This window comes from Rhodococcus sp. M8 (genome assembly GCF_015654185.1).
GTDB classification, from domain to species: domain Bacteria; phylum Actinomycetota; class Actinomycetes; order Mycobacteriales; family Mycobacteriaceae; genus Rhodococcus; species Rhodococcus aetherivorans.
Window position 1 is genome coordinate 3,025,462 of record NZ_CP064065.1, and the last position, 20,588, is coordinate 3,046,049.

The 20,588-nt window shown below is 65.5% G+C and carries 16 protein-coding genes and 1 tRNA gene; 9 read left to right on the forward strand and 8 right to left on the reverse strand.

The window, feature by feature from the left end:
* Window positions 1-5: 5 nt before the first annotated feature.
* The 3 genes from ISO16_RS13550 (at window position 6) to fdxA (ending at window position 3,490) form a co-directional block, all read left to right on the forward strand.
* Window positions 6-1,979 carry a 2-oxoacid:acceptor oxidoreductase subunit alpha gene (locus ISO16_RS13550; RefSeq protein ID WP_083662328.1) on the forward strand — a complete coding sequence of 658 codons (1,974 nt, stop codon included), beginning with the start codon at window positions 6-8 and terminating at the stop codon, window positions 1,977-1,979.
* Entirely contained in the window at window positions 1,976-3,073 is a 1,098-nt protein-coding gene (locus ISO16_RS13555; RefSeq protein WP_072636750.1) for a 2-oxoacid:ferredoxin oxidoreductase subunit beta, read from the forward strand. Before ISO16_RS13550 ends, ISO16_RS13555 begins: the two co-directional genes overlap by 4 nt.
* Before the next feature lie 63 nt (window positions 3,074-3,136).
* On the forward strand, window positions 3,137-3,490 hold the full coding sequence (gene fdxA, locus ISO16_RS13560; protein ID WP_072636751.1) for a ferredoxin: 354 nt from the start codon (window positions 3,137-3,139) through the stop codon (window positions 3,488-3,490).
* A gap of 103 nt (window positions 3,491-3,593) precedes the next feature.
* Here the strand turns inward: fdxA and ISO16_RS13565 are convergent, their stop codons facing one another.
* Together ISO16_RS13565 and selD are read right to left on the reverse strand one after the other, a co-directional pair.
* Entirely contained in the window at window positions 3,594-4,769 is a 1,176-nt protein-coding gene (locus ISO16_RS13565) for an epoxide hydrolase family protein (RefSeq protein ID WP_072636752.1), read from the reverse strand.
* 20 nt (window positions 4,770-4,789) lie between these two features.
* Window positions 4,790-5,779 (reverse strand): selenide, water dikinase SelD, encoded by a 990-nt coding sequence (selD, locus tag ISO16_RS13570; RefSeq protein WP_072636812.1) that lies wholly within the window; start codon window positions 5,777-5,779, stop codon window positions 4,790-4,792.
* Between the two features lie 81 nt (window positions 5,780-5,860).
* Between selD and ISO16_RS13575 the strand changes: the two genes are divergently transcribed.
* The 3 genes from ISO16_RS13575 to selB all read left to right on the forward strand — a co-directional run bounded on the left by ISO16_RS13575 (window position 5,861) and on the right by selB (window position 9,064).
* A tRNA-Sec gene (locus ISO16_RS13575) sits at window positions 5,861-5,956 on the forward strand.
* Between the two features lie 28 nt (window positions 5,957-5,984).
* Entirely contained in the window at window positions 5,985-7,277 is a 1,293-nt protein-coding gene (gene selA / locus ISO16_RS13580; protein ID WP_072636753.1) for an L-seryl-tRNA(Sec) selenium transferase, read from the forward strand.
* Window positions 7,278-7,279: 2 nt separating this feature from the next.
* On the forward strand, window positions 7,280-9,064 hold the full coding sequence (selB, locus tag ISO16_RS13585; protein WP_072636754.1) for a selenocysteine-specific translation elongation factor: 1,785 nt from the start codon (window positions 7,280-7,282) through the stop codon (window positions 9,062-9,064).
* A gap of 18 nt (window positions 9,065-9,082) precedes the next feature.
* Here the strand turns inward: selB and ISO16_RS13590 are convergent, their stop codons facing one another.
* Both ISO16_RS13590 and ISO16_RS13595 read right to left on the reverse strand, forming a co-directional pair.
* Window positions 9,083-10,999, reverse strand: a complete 1,917-nt coding sequence (locus ISO16_RS13590) for a propionyl-CoA synthetase (RefSeq protein WP_072636755.1) — start codon at window positions 10,997-10,999, stop codon at window positions 9,083-9,085.
* Window positions 10,990-11,877, reverse strand: coding sequence for an LLM class F420-dependent oxidoreductase (locus ISO16_RS13595; RefSeq protein WP_072636756.1), 888 nt, complete (start codon window positions 11,875-11,877; stop codon window positions 10,990-10,992). The genes ISO16_RS13590 and ISO16_RS13595 overlap by 10 nt, the downstream gene beginning before the upstream one ends.
* A gap of 235 nt (window positions 11,878-12,112) precedes the next feature.
* Here ISO16_RS13595 and ISO16_RS13600 point away from each other — a divergent pair, with 235 nt between their 5' ends.
* Window positions 12,113-12,700: a nuclear transport factor 2 family protein gene (locus tag ISO16_RS13600; RefSeq protein ID WP_072636757.1), complete on the forward strand. Its 588-nt coding sequence runs from the start codon at window positions 12,113-12,115 to the stop codon at window positions 12,698-12,700.
* A gap of 73 nt (window positions 12,701-12,773) precedes the next feature.
* Window positions 12,774-14,747: an oxidoreductase gene (locus ISO16_RS13605; RefSeq protein WP_072636758.1), complete on the forward strand. Its 1,974-nt coding sequence runs from the start codon at window positions 12,774-12,776 to the stop codon at window positions 14,745-14,747.
* A gap of 422 nt (window positions 14,748-15,169) precedes the next feature.
* Here ISO16_RS13605 and ISO16_RS13610 read toward each other — a convergent pair whose 3' ends face one another.
* From ISO16_RS13610 to ISO16_RS13630, 4 genes are all read right to left on the reverse strand, one after another.
* Window positions 15,170-15,427, reverse strand: a complete 258-nt coding sequence (locus ISO16_RS13610; RefSeq protein WP_072636759.1) for a hypothetical protein — start codon at window positions 15,425-15,427, stop codon at window positions 15,170-15,172.
* Between the two features lie 97 nt (window positions 15,428-15,524).
* Entirely contained in the window at window positions 15,525-17,288 is a 1,764-nt protein-coding gene (locus ISO16_RS13615) for a UGSC family (seleno)protein (protein WP_442800821.1), read from the reverse strand.
* A 194-nt stretch (window positions 17,289-17,482) separates the two neighbouring features.
* Entirely contained in the window at window positions 17,483-18,688 is a 1,206-nt protein-coding gene (locus ISO16_RS13625; RefSeq protein WP_072636762.1) for a cytochrome P450, read from the reverse strand.
* Between the two features lie 91 nt (window positions 18,689-18,779).
* On the reverse strand, window positions 18,780-19,571 hold the full coding sequence (locus ISO16_RS13630) for an enoyl-CoA hydratase/isomerase family protein (protein WP_072636763.1): 792 nt from the start codon (window positions 19,569-19,571) through the stop codon (window positions 18,780-18,782).
* A gap of 136 nt (window positions 19,572-19,707) precedes the next feature.
* Here ISO16_RS13630 and ISO16_RS13635 point away from each other — a divergent pair, with 136 nt between their 5' ends.
* The gene (locus ISO16_RS13635; protein ID WP_072636764.1) at window positions 19,708-20,511 is read left to right on the forward strand and encodes a sugar phosphate isomerase/epimerase family protein; all 804 of its coding nucleotides are present in this window, start codon (window positions 19,708-19,710) and stop codon (window positions 20,509-20,511) included.
* Window positions 20,512-20,588: the final 77 nt, after the last annotated feature.

The following is a 20,588-nucleotide window of genomic DNA, read 5'->3' on the forward strand; positions in this document are numbered from 1 at the left end:
CGAAAATGCACCAAGACTCGGAGAAACTTCCAGTGACATCGTCGACATCCGTTAGCCCCGGCACGCCGGGCCGTGGATCGGACAGCGGTAAACCTGTCCGCCAACTCGATCGCGTGGTGATCAGATTCGCCGGGGATTCCGGCGACGGCATGCAATTGACGGGGGATCGATTCACCTCGCAGACCGCGGCACTGGGCAACGATCTGTCGACCCTGCCGAACTTCCCGGCCGAGATCCGCGCTCCGCAGGGCACTCTTCCGGGTGTGTCGAGTTTCCAGGTGCATTTCGCCGATCACGACGTACTCACCCCGGGCGATGCGCCCGATGTGCTTGTTGCGATGAATCCCGCTGCGCTCGTGGCGAATCTGCGTGATCTGCCTCGCGGCGGCACGCTGATCGTCAACACCGACGAGTTCACCAGGCGGAATCTGGCCAAGGTCGGCTACGCCGCCAACCCGCTCGAGGACGGCTCGCTCGAGTCGTGGCACGTGCACCCGGTCGCGCTGACGTCGATCACGGTCGAAGCACTCGGCGAATTCGCCTCGTTGTCCCGCAAGGACAGGGAGCGGGCGAAGAACATGTTCGCCCTCGGTCTGCTGTCGTGGATGTACAACCGGCCGACCGCCGGGACGGAAGCCTTCCTGGGCAGGAAGTTCGCGGCCGAGCCCGATCTGCTCGCCGCCAACCTCACCGCGCTGCGCGCCGGGTTCAACTACGGGGAGACCACCGAGGACTTCTCGGTATCCTACGAGGTCGCCCCGGCGACGATGCCACCGGGGATCTACCGCAACGTCACCGGCAACACGGCCCTGGCGTACGGGCTGGTCGCGGCCGCACACAAGGCGGGGCTGCCGCTGGTGCTCGGCTCGTATCCGATCACGCCGGCCTCGGACATCTTGCACACGCTCGCCGGGCTCAAGCGCTACGGCGTGATCACCATGCAGGCCGAGGACGAGATCGCCGGCATCGGGGCCGCGATCGGGGCCTCGTTCGGCGGCGCCGTCGGGGTGACGTCGACGTCCGGGCCGGGAGTGGCGCTCAAGTCCGAGGCGATCGGTCTTGCGGTCTCGCTGGAACTGCCGCTGGTGATCGTCGACGTCCAACGGGGCGGTCCCTCCACCGGCCTGCCCACCAAGACCGAGCAATCGGATCTGCTGCAGGCGATGTTCGGCCGCAACGGGGAATCGCCGGTGCCGGTCGTTGCTCCGCGGTCCCCGGCCGACTGCTTCGACGCCGCCGTCGAGGCGGTGCGGATCGCCGTCACCTATCGCACCCCGGTGTTCGTGCTGTCCGACGGCTCCCTCGCCAACGGCTCGGAGCCGTGGGCGGTGCCGAGCATCGCCGAGCTGCCCGAGTCGACCGTGCGGTTCACCACCGCACCGAACGATGTCGACGACAACGGCGAACCGGTCTTCCACCCGTTCCTGCGCGACGAGCACACCCTGGCCCGACCGTGGGTGGTCCCCGGCACGCCCGGACTCGAACATCGGGTGGGCGGGATCGAGAAGGCGCACATCACCGGCAACATCTCCTACGACCCGGACAATCACGACCTGATGACGCGGCTGCGGGCCGGCAAGGTCGCCCGGATCGCCGACGCCGTCGGTGACCTCGAGGTCGACGACCCGAGCGAGGACGCGACGGTGCTGGTGCTGGGATGGGGATCGACATACGGGCCGATCGCCTCGGCGGTGCGCGCGGTGCGCCGCACCGGCGTCAAGGTTGCCCGCGCCCACCTGCGTCACCTGAACCCGTTCCCCGCCAACACCGGCGAGGTGCTCGCACGCTACGAACGCGTACTGGTCCCGGAGATGAATCTCGGCCAGCTCGCCCTGCTGCTGCGTGCCCGGTATCTCGTCGACGTCCGTTCGTTCACCTCGGTACGCGGGCTGCCGCTCACGACCGCCGAACTGACCGAGGCGATCACATCGATCGCGGTGTCCGACCTCGATGCCGCTTCCCCGGAGGTGCCCGCATGACCACCGATCTCGGTTTCCCGACGAACCACCTCTTCGGCGGAACCGCCGGTGTGCCGCATCATCGCCCCGACGCTCCGAAGCAGACGAAGAAGGACTTCGCCTCCGACCAGGAGGTGCGCTGGTGCCCGGGCTGCGGCGACTACGCCATCCTCGGCGCGGTGCAGGGCTTTCTGCCCGAACTCGGACTCGCCCGGGAGAACATCGTGTTCATCTCCGGCATCGGGTGCTCCTCGCGGTTCCCGTACTACCTCGACACCTACGGCATGCACTCGATCCACGGACGCGCACCGGCCATCGCCACCGGCCTGGCGACGAGCCGACCGGACCTGTCGGTGTGGGTGGTCACCGGCGACGGCGACGCCCTGTCCATCGGCGGCAATCACCTCATCCACGCGCTGCGCCGCAACGTCAACCTCACGATCCTGCTGTTCAACAACCACATCTACGGACTGACCAAGGGACAGTACTCACCCACCTCCGAGGTCGGCAAGATCACCAAATCCACCCCCCTCGGCTCGGTCGACCAGCCGTTCAACCCGGTCTCGCTGGCCCTGGGGGCCGAGGCCAGCTTCGTGGCCCGGACCATGGACTCCGACCGCAAACACCTCACCGAGGTCCTTCGGGCCGCCGCCGAACATCGCGGCACCGCCCTGGTCGAGATCTACCAGAACTGCCCGATCTTCAACGACGGGGCCTTCGACCTGATCAAGGACCGCACCGAACAGCAGGCCCGCCTGGTACACCTGCGGCACGGGGAGGTCGTCCAACTCGGCCCCGCCGACGATCGCCGGGTACTCGTCCGCCGCACCGGCGGAGCGATGGAGTTCGTCCCCCACGCCCAGTCGCACGGCCTCGACGTCGTTGTCCACGACAGCGCGGCCGCCGAGCCGACACAGGCCTTCGCGTTGTCCCGGCTCGACAGCCCCGAGATGACCCACGTGCCCATGGGCATCTTCCGCAACGTGGCGCGCCCGACCTACGACGACCTCGTGCGCGCCCAGGTCAGCGACTGCGTCGACAACGCCGGCGGCCCGGCCACCGACGCCGACGTCGACGAACTCCTCCGCGGCCGCGACACCTGGACCGTCACCTGAGATGCGACAGATCGCCCTCGGCTTACCACAACCCGACCCGACCCACACCGAAGGTGATAGATCATGGCATATGTGATCACCGAGCCCTGCATCGACGTCATGGACCGATCCTGCATGGAAGAATGCCCGGTCGACTGCATCTACGAAGGCGCACGAGCGCTCTACATCCACCCCGACGAGTGCGTCGACTGCGGAGCATGCGAGCCCGTCTGCCCCGTCGAAGCCATCTTCTACGAAGACGACGTCCCACACGAGTGGACCCCGCACATCGCCGACAACGCAGTCTTCTTCGCCGAACCGCTGTCCGGCCACGCCGAGCCGCTCGGCTCGCCGGGAGGTGCGGCCAAGCTCGGTGCCACAGCCACCGACACCACCATGGTCGCACGATTCCCGTTGCGCGAGAACAACACACACTGAACTCCGGTACGTCCCGCCTCGGATTGCAGAGCCCAGCGGATATTCGGGTGGCCCGGCTGCGCGCCGGGCCACCCGTCGGGGAGAAGCCGGGCAATCGGAGCACTCAGCGCAAGAGCCGGAAGACGGCCCTGATGTCGTCCACGACGGCCCGCGGCTCCTCGGCGGGAGCGAAGTGACCGCCGAACGGATGCTCTTTGGTATAGCGCATGTCGAACTGCCGTTCCGCCTCACTCGAACGGCTGCTCACGTCGAATCTCATGTACGACACTCCCGTCGGCACGTTGACCCGAGGCGTGTGCGAATGGGACGGCTGCCACGGGTTCCGTCCGGCTTCGGCGTACAGCCGGGCCGAGGTCACGAAGGTGTCGGTGAACCAGTAGATCGATGTGGTGGTCAGCAGGAAGTCGCGGGTGAATGCCTGCTCGACGTCGCCGTCGTTGGCACTCCAGGCCCGGCGCCGCTCCACCAACCAAGCCAGCAGTCCCACCGGCGAATCGTGTAGGGCATAGGCGAGGGTCTGCGGATCCAGCATGTGCACGGCGACATGACTGGCGACGCGGCGCTGGATGTCGAGGTGAGCGATCCGTGTCGACTCCGGCAGGTCGTCGGACACCATTCGCCCGGCGGTCACATCCCATGGTCGCTGACTGTTCCAGTGATCGAGTCGGGGTGTGCTCGTCAAGTGAATTCCGATGACGCTGTCAGGGTACTTGTGACCGAGTTGAGCCGTGGTCGTGGCACCCCAGTCCCCACCGTGGGCACCGAATCGGTTGAACCCCAGGTGCTCCGTCATGAGTCTGTGGATGGGGTCGGCGGCACGCCACGCATTCATGCCGGGCTGCACGAGCGGCGACGAGAAGCCGAAACCCGGCATGGACACGACAATGACCTCGAAACTGTCGTTCGGATCGCCACCGAAGGACGCGGGGTCCGCCAGCGGCCGGATCAATTCGTGATAGTCCCAGAAGGTCCAGGGCCAGCCGTGGATCATGACCAGTGGGATCGGATTCGGTCCCTTGCCCGGCTCCCGTATGAAGTGCAATGGGACGCCGTCGATCTCGGTCTTGTAGTGGGTGAAGCTGTTGATCAGACGCTCTTGGGCGCGCCAATCGTAGCCGTGCAGCCAGTAGTCGACCAGACCGCGCAGATACTCACCGTTCGCGCCGTAGTTCCACTCGTCGTTCGCCATGTCGTGCGGCCAGTTGGTGGCCTCCAATCGACGCCTCAACTCCTCCAGTTTCACGTCCGGAACGGCGATCTCGAACGGCTCTGTACCCATTGCGGCGATCGACCTCCGGCTCAGCGCACCACGACCACGGATTCCCCACGGGGAACGAATTCGCCGATGACCGTGCCCGCGGGAATCTCTCCCGCCAGCAACAAACCACCGCTGGTCTGTGCGTCGGCAAGCAAGATGAGGACATCGTCGCCCACGCCGGCCTCCAGGTGCGGACGTACCCAATCGAGGTTTCGTTTGCTCCCGCCGGGAACGTACCCGTCGGCCAAGGACTCACGAGCACCGGCCAGGTATGGGACCGCGGCTGCATCGACGACCACACTCACGCCGGACGCCCGCGCCATCTTGTAGAGGTGTCCCAGCAGGCCGAACCCGGTGACGTCCGTCGCGGCCTCGATCCCCGCATCCAGCGCCTGACCAGCAGCCTCGCGGTTGAGTGTCACCATGGACTCCACTGCTTCGGGGAACTGTTCGCCTGTCGCCTTGTGCCGGTTGTTGAGAATGCCGACACCGAGCGGTTTGGTCAGCGACAGCGCCTGTCCGGGACGAGCGGCATCGTTGCGCAGTAGGCGTCGAGCGTCGGCGACTCCCGTGACGGCCATACCGTACTTGGGTTCCGGGTCGTCTACGCTGTGACCTCCGGCAACGGGACATTCTGCCTCTCGGGCGATGTCCAGGCCGCCCCGTAGGACCTCCCGAACGAGTTCGACCGGGAGAACCTCCCTCGGCCAGCCCAAGAGGTTGAGCGCCACCAGCGGTCGGCCCCCCATTGCGTATATGTCGGACAACGCGTTCGCGGCGGCGATCCGGCCCCAGTCGTAGGGGTCGTCCACCACTGGGGTGAAGAAGTCGGCAGTCGCAATAACCGCCGTATCGCCGCTGAGCCGGACGGCGGCCGCGTCGTCCCCGTCGTCGAGGCCTACGAGGAGGTCCGACGACACCACACCGACGAGGCCCTGGACGATCTCCTCCAATTCGCCCGGCGGGATCTTGCAGGCACATCCGCCGCCGTGGGCGAACTGAGTGAGGCGATAGGACTCTGCAACAGTCATGACCACAACTGTATGCCATCTGGCGGACAAAATGGCACCCTGTTGGTGCACACAATCCGTCATGCCGCTATAGTTGGCCGCGGAGATGTCTGGGTTCCTGGTGGTCCCCCCGGTCTTCAAAACCGGTGAGATCGAGTATCTCGGTCTGGCGGGTTCGATTCCCGTCCATCTCCGCCACACTCTCGCACGACCGACGGAGGCATGGGTGCTCGACCCCGATCCACGCAGGGGGATTCCTCGCACCGACGCGCTCCTCGCTCGTCCGGACCTCGGCGAGGCCGTGGAGCGACTAGGACGCCCCACCGTCCTCGAAGCGGTGCGGACCGCGCAACGCCTCGCCCGGACCGGCGAGGTGTCACCGTCCGCCGTGCCTGAGACTGCCTTGCGCCTGCTCCCCTCCCGGGCCACGACTCTCCGACCACTGCTCAACGCGACGGGCGTCGTCGTGCACACGAACATCGGTAGGGCGCCGCTGTCGGACGCGGCCGTCGAGGCGATCGTCGCCGCAGCGGCATACGTGGACGTCGAGTACGACGTGGCAAGCGGCGCCCGCGCACAGCGGGGCCGCGGGACACTTGCCGCGTTGCGCGCGGCGGTCCCGTCCGCGGGCGACGCCCTCGTGGTCAACAACGGTGCTGCCGCCCTCGTGCTCGCGACGACGACCCTGGCCGCCGGGTCCGAGGTGCTCGTCAGCCGCGGCGAGATGGTCGAGATCGGCGATGGCTTCCGCCTCCCGGACCTCCTCGCTTCCACCGGAGCGCGCCTGCGCGAAGTCGGCACGACCAATCGGACTCATTTGCGGGACTATGCCGATGCCCTCGGCCCGGACACGGGTTGCATCCTGAAGGTGCACCCGAGCAACTTCAAGATCGATGGATTCACCGCCTCGGTGGGTTTGGCCGAGCTGTCCGGCCTCGGTGTGCCGGTGATCATGGACATCGGTAGCGGTCTGCTGCGCCCCGACCCGCTCTTGCCCGACGAGCCGGACGCGTCCACGTGCCTGGCGGAGGGGGCTTCCCTCGTCACGGCGAGCGGGGACAAGCTTCTGGGGGGTCCACAAGCGGGAATCGTGTTCGGCCAGGCCGACATCGTGCAGCGAATGCGGCGCCATCCTCTCGCGCGGGCCCTGCGCGTCGACAAACTGACCCTGGCCGCCCTCGAAGCGACTCTTCGCGGACCCGCACATCCGGTGATGCGGTATCTCCACGCAGATCCGACGCGTCTGCGTGAGCGGGCCGAGCGGATCGCGGCGTCCGTGGGGTGCGACGTGGTTTCCGTCGACGGCGCCGTCGGCGGCGGAGGGGCGCCGGGTGTCGTGCTTCCCGGATATGCCGTGTCGTTGCCGGCCACCTGCGCCGAGGCTCTTCGTCACGGTGATCCGGGTGTCGTGGCGCGCGTCGAGCGGGGTCGCTGCCTGGTCGACCCGAGATGTGTACCGGAAGCGGCAGACGCCGCTCTGACGACCGCCGTGCGCGTTGCGCTGGCTGCTGTGAGTTGACCATGTACGTGATCGCGACCGCCGGGCACGTCGATCATGGCAAATCGGCTCTCGTCCGTGCTCTCACCGGAATCGAACCGGACCGTTGGACCGAGGAGCACCAGCGCGGCATGACGATCGACCTGGGCTACGCCTGGACCAGGCTGCCCTCCGGTGCGGACCTTGCCATCGTCGACGTCCCAGGACATGAGCGTTTCGTCTCGAATATGCTTGCGGGACTTGGGCCTCTACGCGCTGCTCTGTTCGTCGTCGCCGCGGACGAGGGCTGGCGACAGCAGTCCGCCGAACATCTCGCCGCCGCGGATGCACTGGGAATCGAACACGGCCTGCTCGTCGTCACCCGAACAGACCTGGCGGATCCCCGTCCGGCGCTGCGTGAAGCGCGCGACGCGCTGGCTCGGACGAGCCTGCGTGACATGCCGGCCGTCGCGGTGTCGGCTCTCACCGGAGAGGGACTGAGCGAGTTACGGAGCCGCCTCGACGATCTTGTCGGTTCCCTTCCGCCTTCGGACGTCGAGGGCCCGGCCCGGTTGTGGGTCGACCGCTCCTTCACAATCCACGGCAGTGGCACAGTGGTGACCGGCACCCTGAGTCAGGGAACCGTCGCGGTGGGCGACGAACTCCTGCTCAACGGGCGTCGGGTGCGGGTTCGAGGTGTGCAGTCGCTCGGTAAGCCACGGACCCGGGTGAAAGCAGTCGCCCGCGTAGGACTCAATCTACGGAATTTGCCAGCCGGTGCCGTCGGCCGCGGGGACGCCCTGGTCACGCCCGGGGGATGGCGCAGCATCTCCGTCCTGGATGTACGCATGAGCGCGGACCCGCGCGAATCCGCCCAGGAAGTCATGGTGCATGTGGGGACCGCCGGCGTCTCGGCTCGGATCCGTCCTTTGGGCGCCGACACCGCACGACTGACTCTACGTATTCCCTTGCCTCTGACGACGGGCGATCGGGGTATCCTCCGCAATCCCGGGGCACACGACTCGGTCCAGGGCTTTGTGGTGCTCGACATCGATCCACCCGCGCTGACTCGACGAGGAGCGGCAGCGAAGTGGGCACAGACGCTCGCGCAGGCGCCGCATCGGCCGGACTTGCAGCGTGAGGTTTCACGACGCGGAGCCCTGCATATGGCCGACGCCCGGGAATTGGGAGTCCTGCGGTCCGGCCACGAAGAGCCCTTACCCGACGGCGTCATCGCCTACGGCGATTGGCTCGTCTCCCCCGAGGCACTCGCACAGTGGCGTCAGGACCTGGTGCAGGCGCTGGCGGAGCGAGCCGAGACAGAGCCGCTCGACCCGACGCTCAGTGTCGGCGCGGGCCGGGCTGCCATCCACCTCCCCGACCCGGCCCTCATGCCGCTGGTGTTGGCGGGCGTCGACGTCGAGGTCATCGACGGGCGGCTACAGGCACCAGGTGTGGTGCCGTCGCTGGGTCCGGCCGAGCATGCGCTTCGCGCTCTCGAGCAACGACTCGCCACCTCTCCGTTCGCTGCACCGGAACGCGGCGACCTCACGAATGCGGGCCTGGGTTCTCGCGAGATCGCCGCGGCAATCCGGCTCGGTCGCCTGATCCGAGTCGGCCAAGCCGGGCGCGACGACGTCGTCCTGTTGCCTCTGGCTCCCGCGCAGGCCATGCGCGTCCTCGCTGCCCTACCCCAGCCGTTCACCACGAGCGAGGCCCGCCAGGCGCTCGGCACGACCCGGCGGGTAGCGCTGCCTCTCCTCGAACATCTCGACGCGCGCGGATGGACGCGGCGAATCGATGCAGGGCACCGCGTCGTGGTCCGCTGAGATCGAGAGCGATCCCGATCACGAACCCCGAAGAACGGGTTCGAGGGTGTCGAGGACGGCGGAATCCTCGATGGTCGCCGGAACCACCGGACTGCCTCCGTCAGCCATTTCGCGCATCGTTCTGCGCAGAATCTTGCCGGAGCGCGTCTTCGGCAGTGCCGAAACGATGTCGACCCGGCGGAGCGCAGCCACCGCACCCACTTCCGTCCGGACCCGATCGACGAGCTCGTCACGAATGCGAGGGCCGTCGGCCTCGCCGTCGATTCCCGACTTGAGCACCACCAGAGCACGCGGCACTTGGCCCTTGAGGTCGTCGCGAACCCCGATGACCGCGCATTCCGCCACCGCGTCGTGTCCCGCGAGCGCGGCTTCGAGGGAACCGGTGGAAAGCCGGTGCCCGGCAACGTTGAGCACGTCGTCGGTCCGACCCATCACGAACAGATAGCCGTCCTTGTCGATGTAACCGCCGTCGCCGGTGAGGTAGTAGCCCGGGTACGTCGACAAGTACGAACTCACGTACCGCTCGTCGTCATGCCACAAGGTAGGAAGGGTGCCCGGCGGCATGGGCAGCTTGATGCAGATCGCGCCCTCGGTACCCGGTTCGACCTGTCGGCCGTCCTGATCGAGAACGTGCACGTCGTATCCCGGAACAGGCTTCGTCGGCGAGCCTGGCTTGACCGGCATGAGTTCGATCCCCCGCGGGTTGCATGCGACCGGCCACCCGGTTTCGGTCTGCCACCAGTTGTCGATCACCGGTACACCGAGCCTCGATGTGGCCCAGTGGTACGTGTCCGGGTCGAGACGCTCACCGGCGAGGAAGAGTGTGCGGAACTCGGACAGGTCGTGCCCGGCGAGAAGTTCCGCCTGCGGATCGTCCTTCTTGATGGCGCGCAGCGCAGTAGGTGCGGTGAAGAGGGCCACGGCTCGGTACTCGGACGCAACGCGCCAGAATGCACCGGCATCGGGAGTGCCGACCGGCTTCCCCTCGTAGAGGACGGTCGTAGCCCCTGCCAACAACGGCCCGTACACAATGTACGAGTGGCCGACCACCCAACCGACATCGCTTGCGGTGAACATCGTCTCGCCCGGTGCGACGTCGTAGAGATTCTCCATCGACCACCGCAACGCGACCGCGTACCCGCCACTGTCACGATAGATGCCCTTCGGCTTTCCCGTCGTACCCGATGTGTAGAGGACATAGAGAGGATCGGTGGACGCAACCGGCACGGGGCCGGCACCTGCTGCGGCCGCCTCGCTCGATTCCCACTCCGCCCAGTCGAGATCGCGTTTTCCCAGTTCGACGCGCCCCTGCTCCCTCTGAAGGATGACGCAGCGTTCCGGTTTCCGAGTCGACCGTTCGATCGCCTCGTCCAGAAACGGCTTGTAGTGCACTACACGGGACGGTTCGATTCCACACGAGGCGGAAAGGATCACCTTCGGTGCAGCGTCCTCGATGCGCACGGCGAGTTCCTGAGGTGCGAATCCACCGAAGACGACCGAGTGGACAGCCCCGAGCCGGGCGCACGCGAGCATCGCGATGGCAGCCTCTGGAACCATCGGCATGTAAATCAGTACGCGGTCGCCCTTCTCGACGCCGAGTCCACGCAGTCCACCCGCGACGGCACGCACGCGCGCCAGCAACTGCGAGTAGGTGATTGTCGACTTCCGGCCCGTCACCGGTGAGTCGTAGTAGATGGCCGCCTGCTCGCCTCGGCCCGCCTCCACGTGGCGGTCGACCGCGTTGTAGCACACATTGAGTTCACCATCCGAGTACCAGCGATAGAACGGGGCATCGGTGTCGTCGAGGATTCGTGTGGGAAAGGAGATCCAATCGATGGATCGGGCAGCTTCCGCCCAGAAGGCAGACGGGTCGGCGAGGCTCCGCTCGAAGGCACGAGCGTAGTCACCCTGGGGTGGCTCGGAAGTCACATGCATGTTTTCGCAAACCTTTCGAGTGCATCGATGTGTTGACTCACGGAAGTGCAGGCCGGATCTCGACTGTGCATCCGCTCCGCAGCGGTGCTGATGGTTCGGAACGAAAAGTGCGTGCCACCGACGATCTCGAACGCGGTCAGGCGACGCTCCCACTCCTTCTCGCCGGCGGTGACGTCCACGACCGCCTCCAGTCCGAAGGTGGCGGGATCACGGCCGTATCCGGCGACGAGATCGAGGACGACGGGAGCCTGCTCGAAAACCTCGGGACGGGTCGATCCCCACATGAAGCCGTCCCCGTGCCGCGCTGCCCGCTTGAGGGCTGGCAGGGCCTTACCCCCGCACCACAGCGGAATCGGCACCTCGGGTAGCGGTAGGATTCCGGCCCGATCGACCCGGTGGAATCGGCCCTCGAAATCGATCACAGGCTCGGTCCACAGCCTGCGCAGAAGCTTCATCTGCTCGGTCAATCTCGGACCGCGGGTGTCGAAGTCCTGACCGAGCGACTCGTACTCGGTGTGGTTCCACCCCGTGCCGACAGCCAGCCGAATCCTACCCCCGGAGAGCAGGCTCACCTCTGCGACCTGCTTCGCCACAAGCGCGGTCTGCCGCTGCGGCAGGACCAGAACTCCCGTGCAGAATTCCAGGGTGCTTGTCAATGCAGCCAGGAAACCGAAAAGGACCAACGGCTCGTGAAACGGATCCTTCTCGTCATAGGGCCCGGTCAGCGGGGGTTCCCGTGACTCCTGGACTGCGCCCAGCACGTGATCGTACGTGACGAGGTGATCGAAGCCGAGCCCCTCGACCGCCTGGACGTAATCGCGGACAGCGATCGGATCGCTTCCGACCTCCTGCGTCGGCAGAACCGCACCGAATCTCATGGGCACACTCTTTCCTCTCCCGCGGCCGCAGCATGCGAAGGATCAGCTCCACCCCAGAAACGTCCACATAGTCGACCATTATGCATGCAGATATGCTATCGCATTCCCGACTTCGACAGCTGTGAGGTCATCCGCCCGCTCGGTACGCGCCGACCGTACCTCCTCCCCTATTGCCCTTGCCGCCGATAGCATGCAAAATTGCCGAATATCACGCTCGCAGCTGAGGAGAGAACAAGTGACGATCGATTGGAACGCACGCCTCCAACTCATGTGGGACCGCCAGGAGATCGAACGGGTCCTGTACACGTATTGCCGGGGGGTCGACCGGCAGGACCTCGAGGTTCTCAAATCCGTGTATCACTCCGACGCCATCGATGAGCACGGCTACTTCGTCGGCAATGCCCACGAGTTCGCCGAGCACGTACTCGAGCGCATGGCAGTAAACGTGTCGTACGGGCAGCATCAGGTGACGAACCCGCTGATCGAGGTCGAGGGAGACAAGGCCATCTGCGAGTCGTCGTACTGGGGCTACCACAAGGTCCCCGCCGGCTGGGAGTCCCTGTCCACATTCTTCGGCGAGAAATACGCCGAGCGGGCCAAGGAGGAGGGGACTCTGGACAAGCCACACGAATACCTCTGCGGTGGAAGATATCTCGACAACTTCGAGCGACGCGACGGCGTGTGGCGGATTGTGCATCGGCGCATCACGAACGAGTGGAACCAGACCGGCCCGTCGACCGAGCAAACCGAGGGGTCTCGCGCGGCCCTGACCCTCCCTGGAAAGCGCGACAAGACGGACCCCGTCTACTCGCTCAGGATATAGCCGGCCGCGCGACAGCTGAACCCCATCCGGGCAAGGACACGCCCGGACTCTCACCGAAGGAGCTCGCTCACCGATGGCCGTCTCGCGCGTCCTACCACACGTCTTCAGTCCCGTGAAGGTCGGAACTCTCGACCTCAGTCAGCGCGTCGTCGTCCCGACACATGCAGGTGGGGGCGGCTCGTTGACCGGTCCGGGCCCACTCTTCGAGCGCTTTCTGGCGTACTGGAAGACACGCATCGACGGCGGCGCCGAATGGATCGGCGGCAGTCCTGCCTTCGTGGCCAGCCCCGCCAATCCCGGTTTCGAGGCGACCGGAGTCGGCGCCAACCAAGCGGGCACGATTCGCACAGTCAACTTCGCCTCCCGGCTCGCCACTTTCACCGATATGGTCCACTCGTCGGGAGCCTATGTGACGCAACAGTTCCTGATTCAGGGAGGCACACCGCTAGGCCCGTCCAACGCCCTGTCGGGATTCTTCGAACACAGGATTCCCCACGCTACGTCGCTCGAGGAGATCAACTGGCTCGTCGGCGAGTACGCAGCCAGCGCAAAGATCGTCGCAGACGCGGGGGTCGATGCCCTCGAACTACACGCATGTCACGACGACCTTCTGCAATGGTTCCTGTCGCCCTTCACCAACAAGCGTACGGATGCCTATGGCGGGAGCCTGGAGAACAACCGACGCCTGGTTCGCGAGATCGTCGAACGGATGCGGGACAGTGTCGGACGACCGATCACCCTCGGTCTGCGCCTGAACCTCGAGGAGACGGTGGAAGGCGGCCAGGATGTCGAATACGTCCAAGAACTGGTCAGTGCGTTCACGGCAGACGGGACTGTCGACTACTTCAGCTTCGTCGCAGGGGACAACTGGGGGCGCTTACCCTATATCCAGCCGGGCTTCTTCAAGGAAGGCGAGTGGGCCCCCACGTGCGGACGCATCAAGGAAGCGACCAACCTTCCGGTCATCTACGTCGGTCGTGTCGCATCCGTCGAACGCGCCGAGGAAATTCTGGCCGCCGGCCAGGCCGACCTGGTGGGGATGGCCCGCGCGGCTATCGCTGATCCCATGTTCCTTCGCAATGCCCGCGAGGGCAGCAGTCGAGAGACGCGACACTGCATCGGCATGAACGAGTGCATCGACCGCGGGATGGCCGAGGGCATGTCGTTCGGCTGCGGCATCAACCCGCGGGCGGGTCGGGCGGAATATCCCGATTCGGCCCCGGCCAAGGAAGTCAAGGACGTCCTGGTCATCGGTGGCGGCCCCGCAGGCACCGAGTTCGCCGCTCAGATGGCCGAGCGTGGTCATCACGTCCGCCTGTGGGAGGGCGAATCCGCGCTCGGTGGTCAATTCGCCGCAGCCGGACGCCTGCGTATCCATGGGGATCACTATCCGGACTGGATCCAGTGGCAGGGTGCACGACTCAAGTCGCTGGACGTCGACGTCGTCTTGAACAAGTTCGCGACTGCCGCCGACGTCCTGGCCGCCGAAGCAGACATCGTCGCGGTCGCGACAGGAGCCACACCGCGTCGCCCATTGGCCACCGGCCTCGACCAGCCCAACGTTGTGACAGCGTACGACGTCGCGCGTGGGGTCGCGGTGCCGTCCGGCCGGGTCGTACTTCTCTCGGAGGACGACCGCAGCCTGCCCCTGACGGTAGCCGACCACATCGCGTCGCTGGGGTTGGACGTGACCGTCGTTCATGCCTCGCCCGGCCCCTCATCGCTCGTGAGCAAATACACGATCGGTGCCATTCTGGCGCGTCTGGATGCCCAGGGCGTCAAGACGATACCCAGTGCGAGGCTGACGGCTGTGAACGGCAGGTCGATCACGTTGTCCCACATCTATAGTGGTCGAACGTGGGATCTGACCGACGTGGACACCGTCGTGCTCGCGTGCGGCTCTGTCCCAGAGGACGGCCTGTTCCACGAACTGAGCGGTGTTCATCCAGAGGTGCACCTCCTGGGTGATGCCTATGCTCCCCGGCGCGCGGCATTCGCCACCCTGCAGGCGCTGGAACTGGCCGAGCTTCTCAGCCCGGCTGAATGAGCCGACGACACACCCGGCAGCTCTGGTCACCGAATCGGTGACCAGAGCTGCCGGCTGACGTAATCGAAGCTCTTGCGAACTGCAGGACTCCACTTTCGCGCCGAATTCCCGGATGTGGTGCCGAGTCGACCGCAAATCCCGGCCTCCCTGCGGCGGGGCGACTCAAAGGCATTGTGGTCGACGTCCGCCGGACCGCTCCGCACCCGCAGGGATCTTTCCGACCGAAGCAGCCGTGATCCGGATCGCCGGTGCGGTCTTGTCCTCCCCGTTCGGGCCCGTCAGGAGTCTCCTGGTCCGGCATGGACTCGGAGTTGCCGGGCGCGCTGTAGCCGAGCGGTCCGAGACGGCAACGGCCGCCGCAGTATTCCTACATCGGGAATATTGCGGCGGCCGTCGGGACAACTCTCGTCGGCAGCGGCGTGTCAGTGGGACTCGGCCCCGTCGAAGCCGACCTTGCTCAGTCGAACCGACCGGTTGTCTCCGTTGTCCTTGATCGCCACCTGAAGGATCTGCAGGAGCACCGCGTCAGGGACCAGACAATCACTGCATGCATCGGGAAGCGCCTCGAGAACGACCTCGACGCTGTCCGGCATGCTTTCACCTACCTTCAGAATGTAGCCGTCCGCGCCCAAGCTCGGCCGGATCGTCTCGAGAGCCTTCTCGACAGCCATGTTGCTCATGATCTCTCCTCGCATCAAGTGTGAATACATTATTGCACACAATTTGAGGAAGGGAAGCCCTGCGGGTGCCCTGCCAGGACAGGGCACCCGCGACTCCTCATGGCTGGGAGAAGCGCTCCCGAATCTCGTCCCACGACGCCGGCAGCTTCACCGCCTTGGTCAGCGGCCTACCTTGAATCTGGTTGGAAATGTAGGCCCGTGACTGGTTGCGACCAGGATTGCCCGCGACCACGATGTCGAATGCATCCGGCCCCAGGGTGCCCCGCACCATCAGTTTCTCCTCGATGGCGTACCGGTATTCCTCGGGGGCGCGGCCGTCGTCGGCGAGCAGACCCCAGTCGAAGTTGCGCCCGCTCACTCCGCGCGCATATTCCTGCACCCATGCGGCATCGATCACGAGATTCTCGTAGAGGTACTGCTTCACCCGGTCCTTGGTCCATCCGTCGGCCGCAATATTCCGGGCGATAGCCGGTCCGAGGATCACCAACGGGAACTGCCCACCGTTGAGGTAGGTGTACCCCGCCCATCCGCCGAGCGCCTCGGCGGCGGTGCGCGCGATCACCCTGAGATTGTCGTCCGCCCGTTCACCGCTGCTGTAGATCGGAGCGCTGATCGCGGACACGCTGCGCAAGGTGACCGTGGTGTCCTCGAGCCCGAAGCCCCGATCGACCCGTTGCGGGGCCCAGCCCAGCTCATTCGTCACCTCTTCGTCCTCCGCGAGTGCGACGTTGAACGTGTAGGAGATCGCTCCCTTGTCGGACTCGTCGGGGTAGGGCCGGAAGCCTGCCACATTGCGCATGTACAGGCGCAGGAACCGGCCGACAGAAGTGTTGGCGCGGTTGCCGACGCGCAAGGCACCCGCACCGGAGTTGAAGCCCAGCTGCCTTACCAGCGGCCCACTTATCGTGATGAGGGGCTCCCAGCCGGGCGTACTCCCAGCGTCCTCGACACCGAATGCCCGATCGGCCAAAGCCTCCACAACCGCAACGAGAATCGGCATGAATTCGGGACGGCATCCCGCCATCACACCATTTACCGCGACCGACAGGACCGTTGCCTCGGTATTCGACGAGCGCAGGTTGCCCAGCGAGGTGGTGGCAGCGAGATCTGTGCATGCCAGGAACGCATCGACGCGCTCGCGCGTAGGCGGAACGATGGGCAGACCCTCGGTCCAGCCCCGCCTCGTGAATTCCTCCAGGACCTCGTCGTAGTCGCCGGTGAAAACCACTTCGCCGGCGGCTATGTGCTCGACCGATCCGTCGACCGCTGCCGCTCGATCGCTGAGCAGTGCATCGAACATCGCGGGCACCATGGCGTTGGCGACCTTGACATGGAAGTCGATGTCGGAGTCGGCCATGATCACACCCGGGTACACGGCCAGTGGTACCCCGGCGATTCCGAACGCCTTGGCAGTCAGTTCGGCCATCGGCACGAACTCACTTCCGATCAAACCGACCGAGGGCAATCCTGCACGCTCGATCGAAACGCAAGCCCGCAACACGGCAGGCGTGCAACTGCCTCAAGCACCGACGCCGACGATGGCGGCGTCGAACTCCTGGCTCTCGAGGCTCTCGGCGAGGCGCCCCAGAGCCTCTTCACCTTCCTCCGCGGGACCGTGGAAGTTGCCGAACTTGTCGGGATCGAGGAATGTCACATCCGCGAAGCGCTCGTGCGCCTGTTCCATGAACCGGGCGAACATCTCGTCGCCCCGAAACGCATAGTCGAACACGAATGCGATCCGCTTGCCCGACAATGTCGACAAGCGCGGAGCCAGGCTGCCTTCCTGCTGCCTCCGTTCCCCGAGCGGCGCGAGAACGGAGAACTGCGGCGACGAGTGACTTTGATCAGACCGTGAATTCATGAAGCTACCCTATCCATAGACATTGTTGTGTGAAGTACCCCGGAGATCCGTCCGACCGGCGCTTCACGCGCAGCGGATACCGGAGGCCGTCCTCACCCGTCGCCACCAGCGGTGTCGAAGGTTTCACATCTTCGCCGCGACGGGAGAGGGATCCGGGCCGGGACGCCGGTTCGCTGTCGGTCGGAGACCGCCTGTCACCACTCGACGGGCAGGGAGTGCACACCCCAGACGAAACCGTCGTGCTTGTAATCCAGCTTTTCCTCGGGGACGGCGAGTCTCAGCGTGGGGATTCGCTCCAGCAGGGTCTTGTACGCGAGCTCCAGTTCGGTGCGAGCCAGGTTCTGACCGATGCACGAGTGCATACCGATGCCGAATCCCATGTGGTGAACGCCCTTCGGCCGGTCGAGCTTGACCTTCATGGGCTCGGGGAAGACGTCCGGATCGTGGTTGGCGCCGGCGCCCAGGGGAAGGATTCCTTCGCCGGTCTTGATGAGCTGGCCTCCGACTTCGATGTCTGCGGTGGCCATGCGGATCATGACGGCGTCCGTGACCGAGTGGATTCGGAGGAGCTCGTCCACCGCGCGCGGCCACATGTCCGGGTTGGCCAGCATCGTCGCCCGGAGCTCGTCGTCGGTAAGCAAAGAAAGGACGCCCATCGAGATCTGATTTGCGGTCGTCTCGTGGCCGGCCACCAGGAGCTGGAGGGTGAGATTGACGATGGTGTCATAGGTGAGTTCGCCGTTACGGACATGCTCGATGATGAGACGGCCGATCAAGTCGTCCTCGGACGGCGCGTCCACCTTCCTCTTCACAATTCCATGAAGGTAGTCGACGAGGCTGTCCAAGGTGGCCTTGAACTTCTCCGCGGTGGTTTGAGTCGAGAGCATGACCCCGGTCACCTCTTCGAAGAAGTGGTGATCCTCGTAGGGAACCCCGAGAAGGTTGCACGTGACCAGGCTGGGGACCGGAAGGCTGAATGCCTGCTGCAGATCGGCCTTACCACCCAGTTCCAGCATATTGTCGATGGCGAGGTCGACAATCCGCTGAAGCTCACCCCGATTGGAGAAGATCCTGCGCGCCGTGAAGTCGGGCGACATCATCCTGCGCAGCCGACCGTGCTCGGGCTCGTCGAGGTACTCCAGGTTGCCGTCCTGAGTCAGGGCGATGACGCCCTTGCGCTGTTGCGGGAAGCCCGGCGCCAGCTTGTTCGCCGTGGTTCTCTCACCGTCGTGGAGCACCGCCTTGACATCCTGGTACCTCGTGACGGCCCACACCTCGGTCCCGTTGGGGTACTGCACCTTGACGGGCTTGTCGTGCTCGCGCCACTGCGCGTACTCGTCCGGAGCAGAGAACGGGCACTTTCGACGAGCGGGGAACGCGGGGATGGTTGCAGCAGTCATGACTCTACCCAATCTGTAGGGAGGAGAACGGGTGTGTGCATATTATTTTGCATGATATCGAGCCGAGCGTAGGTTGAACAGACTGGTGAGCTCACGCACCGGTGTAGTGACCTTTCCGCTTGTTCTCGAAGGCATCGATGGCTTCGAGCAGATCCTCGCTCTGCATGGTGCCGAGCTCGAGCATCAGGCCGAGATCCAGCACGCCGGTCGATTGCTGAGCCAGTGCAGCATTCAACGTGCGCTTGGTCCCCTGAACGGCCAGGGGTGGGAGTTCCGCCAGCCGGCGAGCCAGATCCCTGGCCAGAGGCAGCACCTCGTCGGGAGTCTCCACCAGGTCCGAGACCATGCCCATGGCATAGCCGTCCTCGGCCAACACCGGATCCCCGAAGAGCAGGTGCCGCTTGGTGCGGATGAGCCCGACACTCGGTGGCCACACCACCGCTCCGCCGTCCCCCGCGACCAGCCCGATCTTGACGTGCGAGTCCATGATGCGGACCCCCTTGCTCGCCACGACGACGTCGCACGAGAGCGCGATGGTGGATCCCAGCCCGACCGCATGACCCTGCAGGGCCGCGATCACAGGAACCGGCACCTCGAAGATGGTGCGCAACAGTTGCCGGCCGTCGAGGGAGCCCCTCTCGGCCCCGACCGGATCTCCGTTGCGTCGCTTCATCATCTCGAAGTCGCCACCCGCGGAGAACACCTTGCCCCGTGCGCCGAGTACGACGGCGCGGATCCCCTTGGTGAAACCGAGGTCGGTGAGCGCATCGATCAACTCGGGACGTACATCCTCGTCGATGGCGTTCAGTCGCTCCGGACGCGACAGGATGATCTCGGCAACCCCCGCATCCTCGGCGACCTCGATCGTCTTGTACTTCGTCATACGTCGGCTTGCCTTTCGAAAGCGGCTGGTGCGTCTTCGCATCCGGCCTCGGGCCTCAGATACGAGACCGCCGTTACGGCGATCGTTTAGGCTATTCTGCATACAATTCTTCATCAACGCAATGAGGTCGAAAATTATGCAAGAGCTTTCCCTCGCAGCCCTGAGCCTGATCGGATCGCATCCCGTGGACGCCATTCGAGCCGCAGGCAAGGCAGGCTTCCGGTCCGTGGGGCTTCGCTTGGCCGCAATTCCGGGAAGCGGCGTGGACAACGATCTGCTGGGCAATGCGACGGGCATTCGCCAGGTGCGCCGCGCGCTGGACGACGCAGGAGTGCAGCTCTTGGACGCGGAGGTGTTCCGCTTCAGCCCCGCGGACGGAGTGCTCACTCCCCGGCAAGCCATGCTCGAGACTGCAGCCGAGCTCGGAGCTCGTTCTGTCGGGGTCACCAGCTACGAACCCGACCTCGACCGCAATGCCGACCTTCTGGCCGAACTGGCAGGAGCTGCCGCCGAGTACAGGCTGTCCTGCGTGCTGGAGTTCATGGGTTTCAGTGGCGTCAAGACCCTCGACGATGCACGAACCGTCGTCGATCGGTCGGAAGCCGAAAATGCTTACATCCTCGTCGACACCCTGCACTTGACCAGGACCGGCGCAACCGTCAGCGACCTGTCCGCACTCCCTCCGCGATACCTCACCGTGGCCCAGATCTGTGACGTGAGTCGTACCGGCGCCGAGAGCGACCCGGTCAAGGCGCGCGCTGAGGCCATATCGGCGCGACTCGACCCGGGCGCGGGCGTACTCCCGCTGGTAGAGACGATTCGGGCACTGCCCGCCGATCTCCCCCTGAGTATCGAGGTGCCGCGCCCCGACGGGCGGACGCCGGACGAGCACGCCGCCGCACTGATGGCAGCGGCCACGACCGTTCTTGCCGCGGTGTGACAGGGGACGTGCCGCTCTTCCAATATGCATGCAATAGGGCATACTCTTGTATGCCGGATCACAAGTTCAGGCGAGAA

Excerpts from the sequence above, each read along its gene's own strand:
- ISO16_RS13550 (WP_083662328.1), top strand. The coding sequence starts at position 6 with ATGCACCAAGACTCGGAGAAACTTCCAGTGACATCGTCGACATCCGTT.
- ISO16_RS13555 (WP_072636750.1), top strand. The coding sequence starts at position 1,976 with ATGACCACCGATCTCGGTTTCCCGACGAACCACCTCTTCGGCGGAACC.
- fdxA (WP_072636751.1), top strand. The coding sequence starts at position 3,137 with ATGGCATATGTGATCACCGAGCCCTGCATCGACGTCATGGACCGATCC.
- ISO16_RS13565 (WP_072636752.1), bottom strand. The coding sequence starts at position 4,769 with ATGGGTACAGAGCCGTTCGAGATCGCCGTTCCGGACGTGAAACTGGAG.
- selD (WP_072636812.1), bottom strand. The coding sequence starts at position 5,779 with ATGACTGTTGCAGAGTCCTATCGCCTCACTCAGTTCGCCCACGGCGGC.
- selB (WP_072636754.1), top strand. The coding sequence starts at position 7,280 with ATGTACGTGATCGCGACCGCCGGGCACGTCGATCATGGCAAATCGGCT.
- ISO16_RS13590 (WP_072636755.1), bottom strand. The coding sequence starts at position 10,999 with ATGCATGTGACTTCCGAGCCACCCCAGGGTGACTACGCTCGTGCCTTC.
- ISO16_RS13595 (WP_072636756.1), bottom strand. The coding sequence starts at position 11,877 with ATGAGATTCGGTGCGGTTCTGCCGACGCAGGAGGTCGGAAGCGATCCG.
- ISO16_RS13605 (WP_072636758.1), top strand. The coding sequence starts at position 12,774 with ATGGCCGTCTCGCGCGTCCTACCACACGTCTTCAGTCCCGTGAAGGTC.
- ISO16_RS13610 (WP_072636759.1), bottom strand. The coding sequence starts at position 15,427 with ATGAGCAACATGGCTGTCGAGAAGGCTCTCGAGACGATCCGGCCGAGC.
- ISO16_RS13625 (WP_072636762.1), bottom strand. The coding sequence starts at position 18,688 with ATGACTGCTGCAACCATCCCCGCGTTCCCCGCTCGTCGAAAGTGCCCG.
- ISO16_RS13630 (WP_072636763.1), bottom strand. The coding sequence starts at position 19,571 with ATGACGAAGTACAAGACGATCGAGGTCGCCGAGGATGCGGGGGTTGCC.
- ISO16_RS13635 (WP_072636764.1), top strand. The coding sequence starts at position 19,708 with ATGCAAGAGCTTTCCCTCGCAGCCCTGAGCCTGATCGGATCGCATCCC.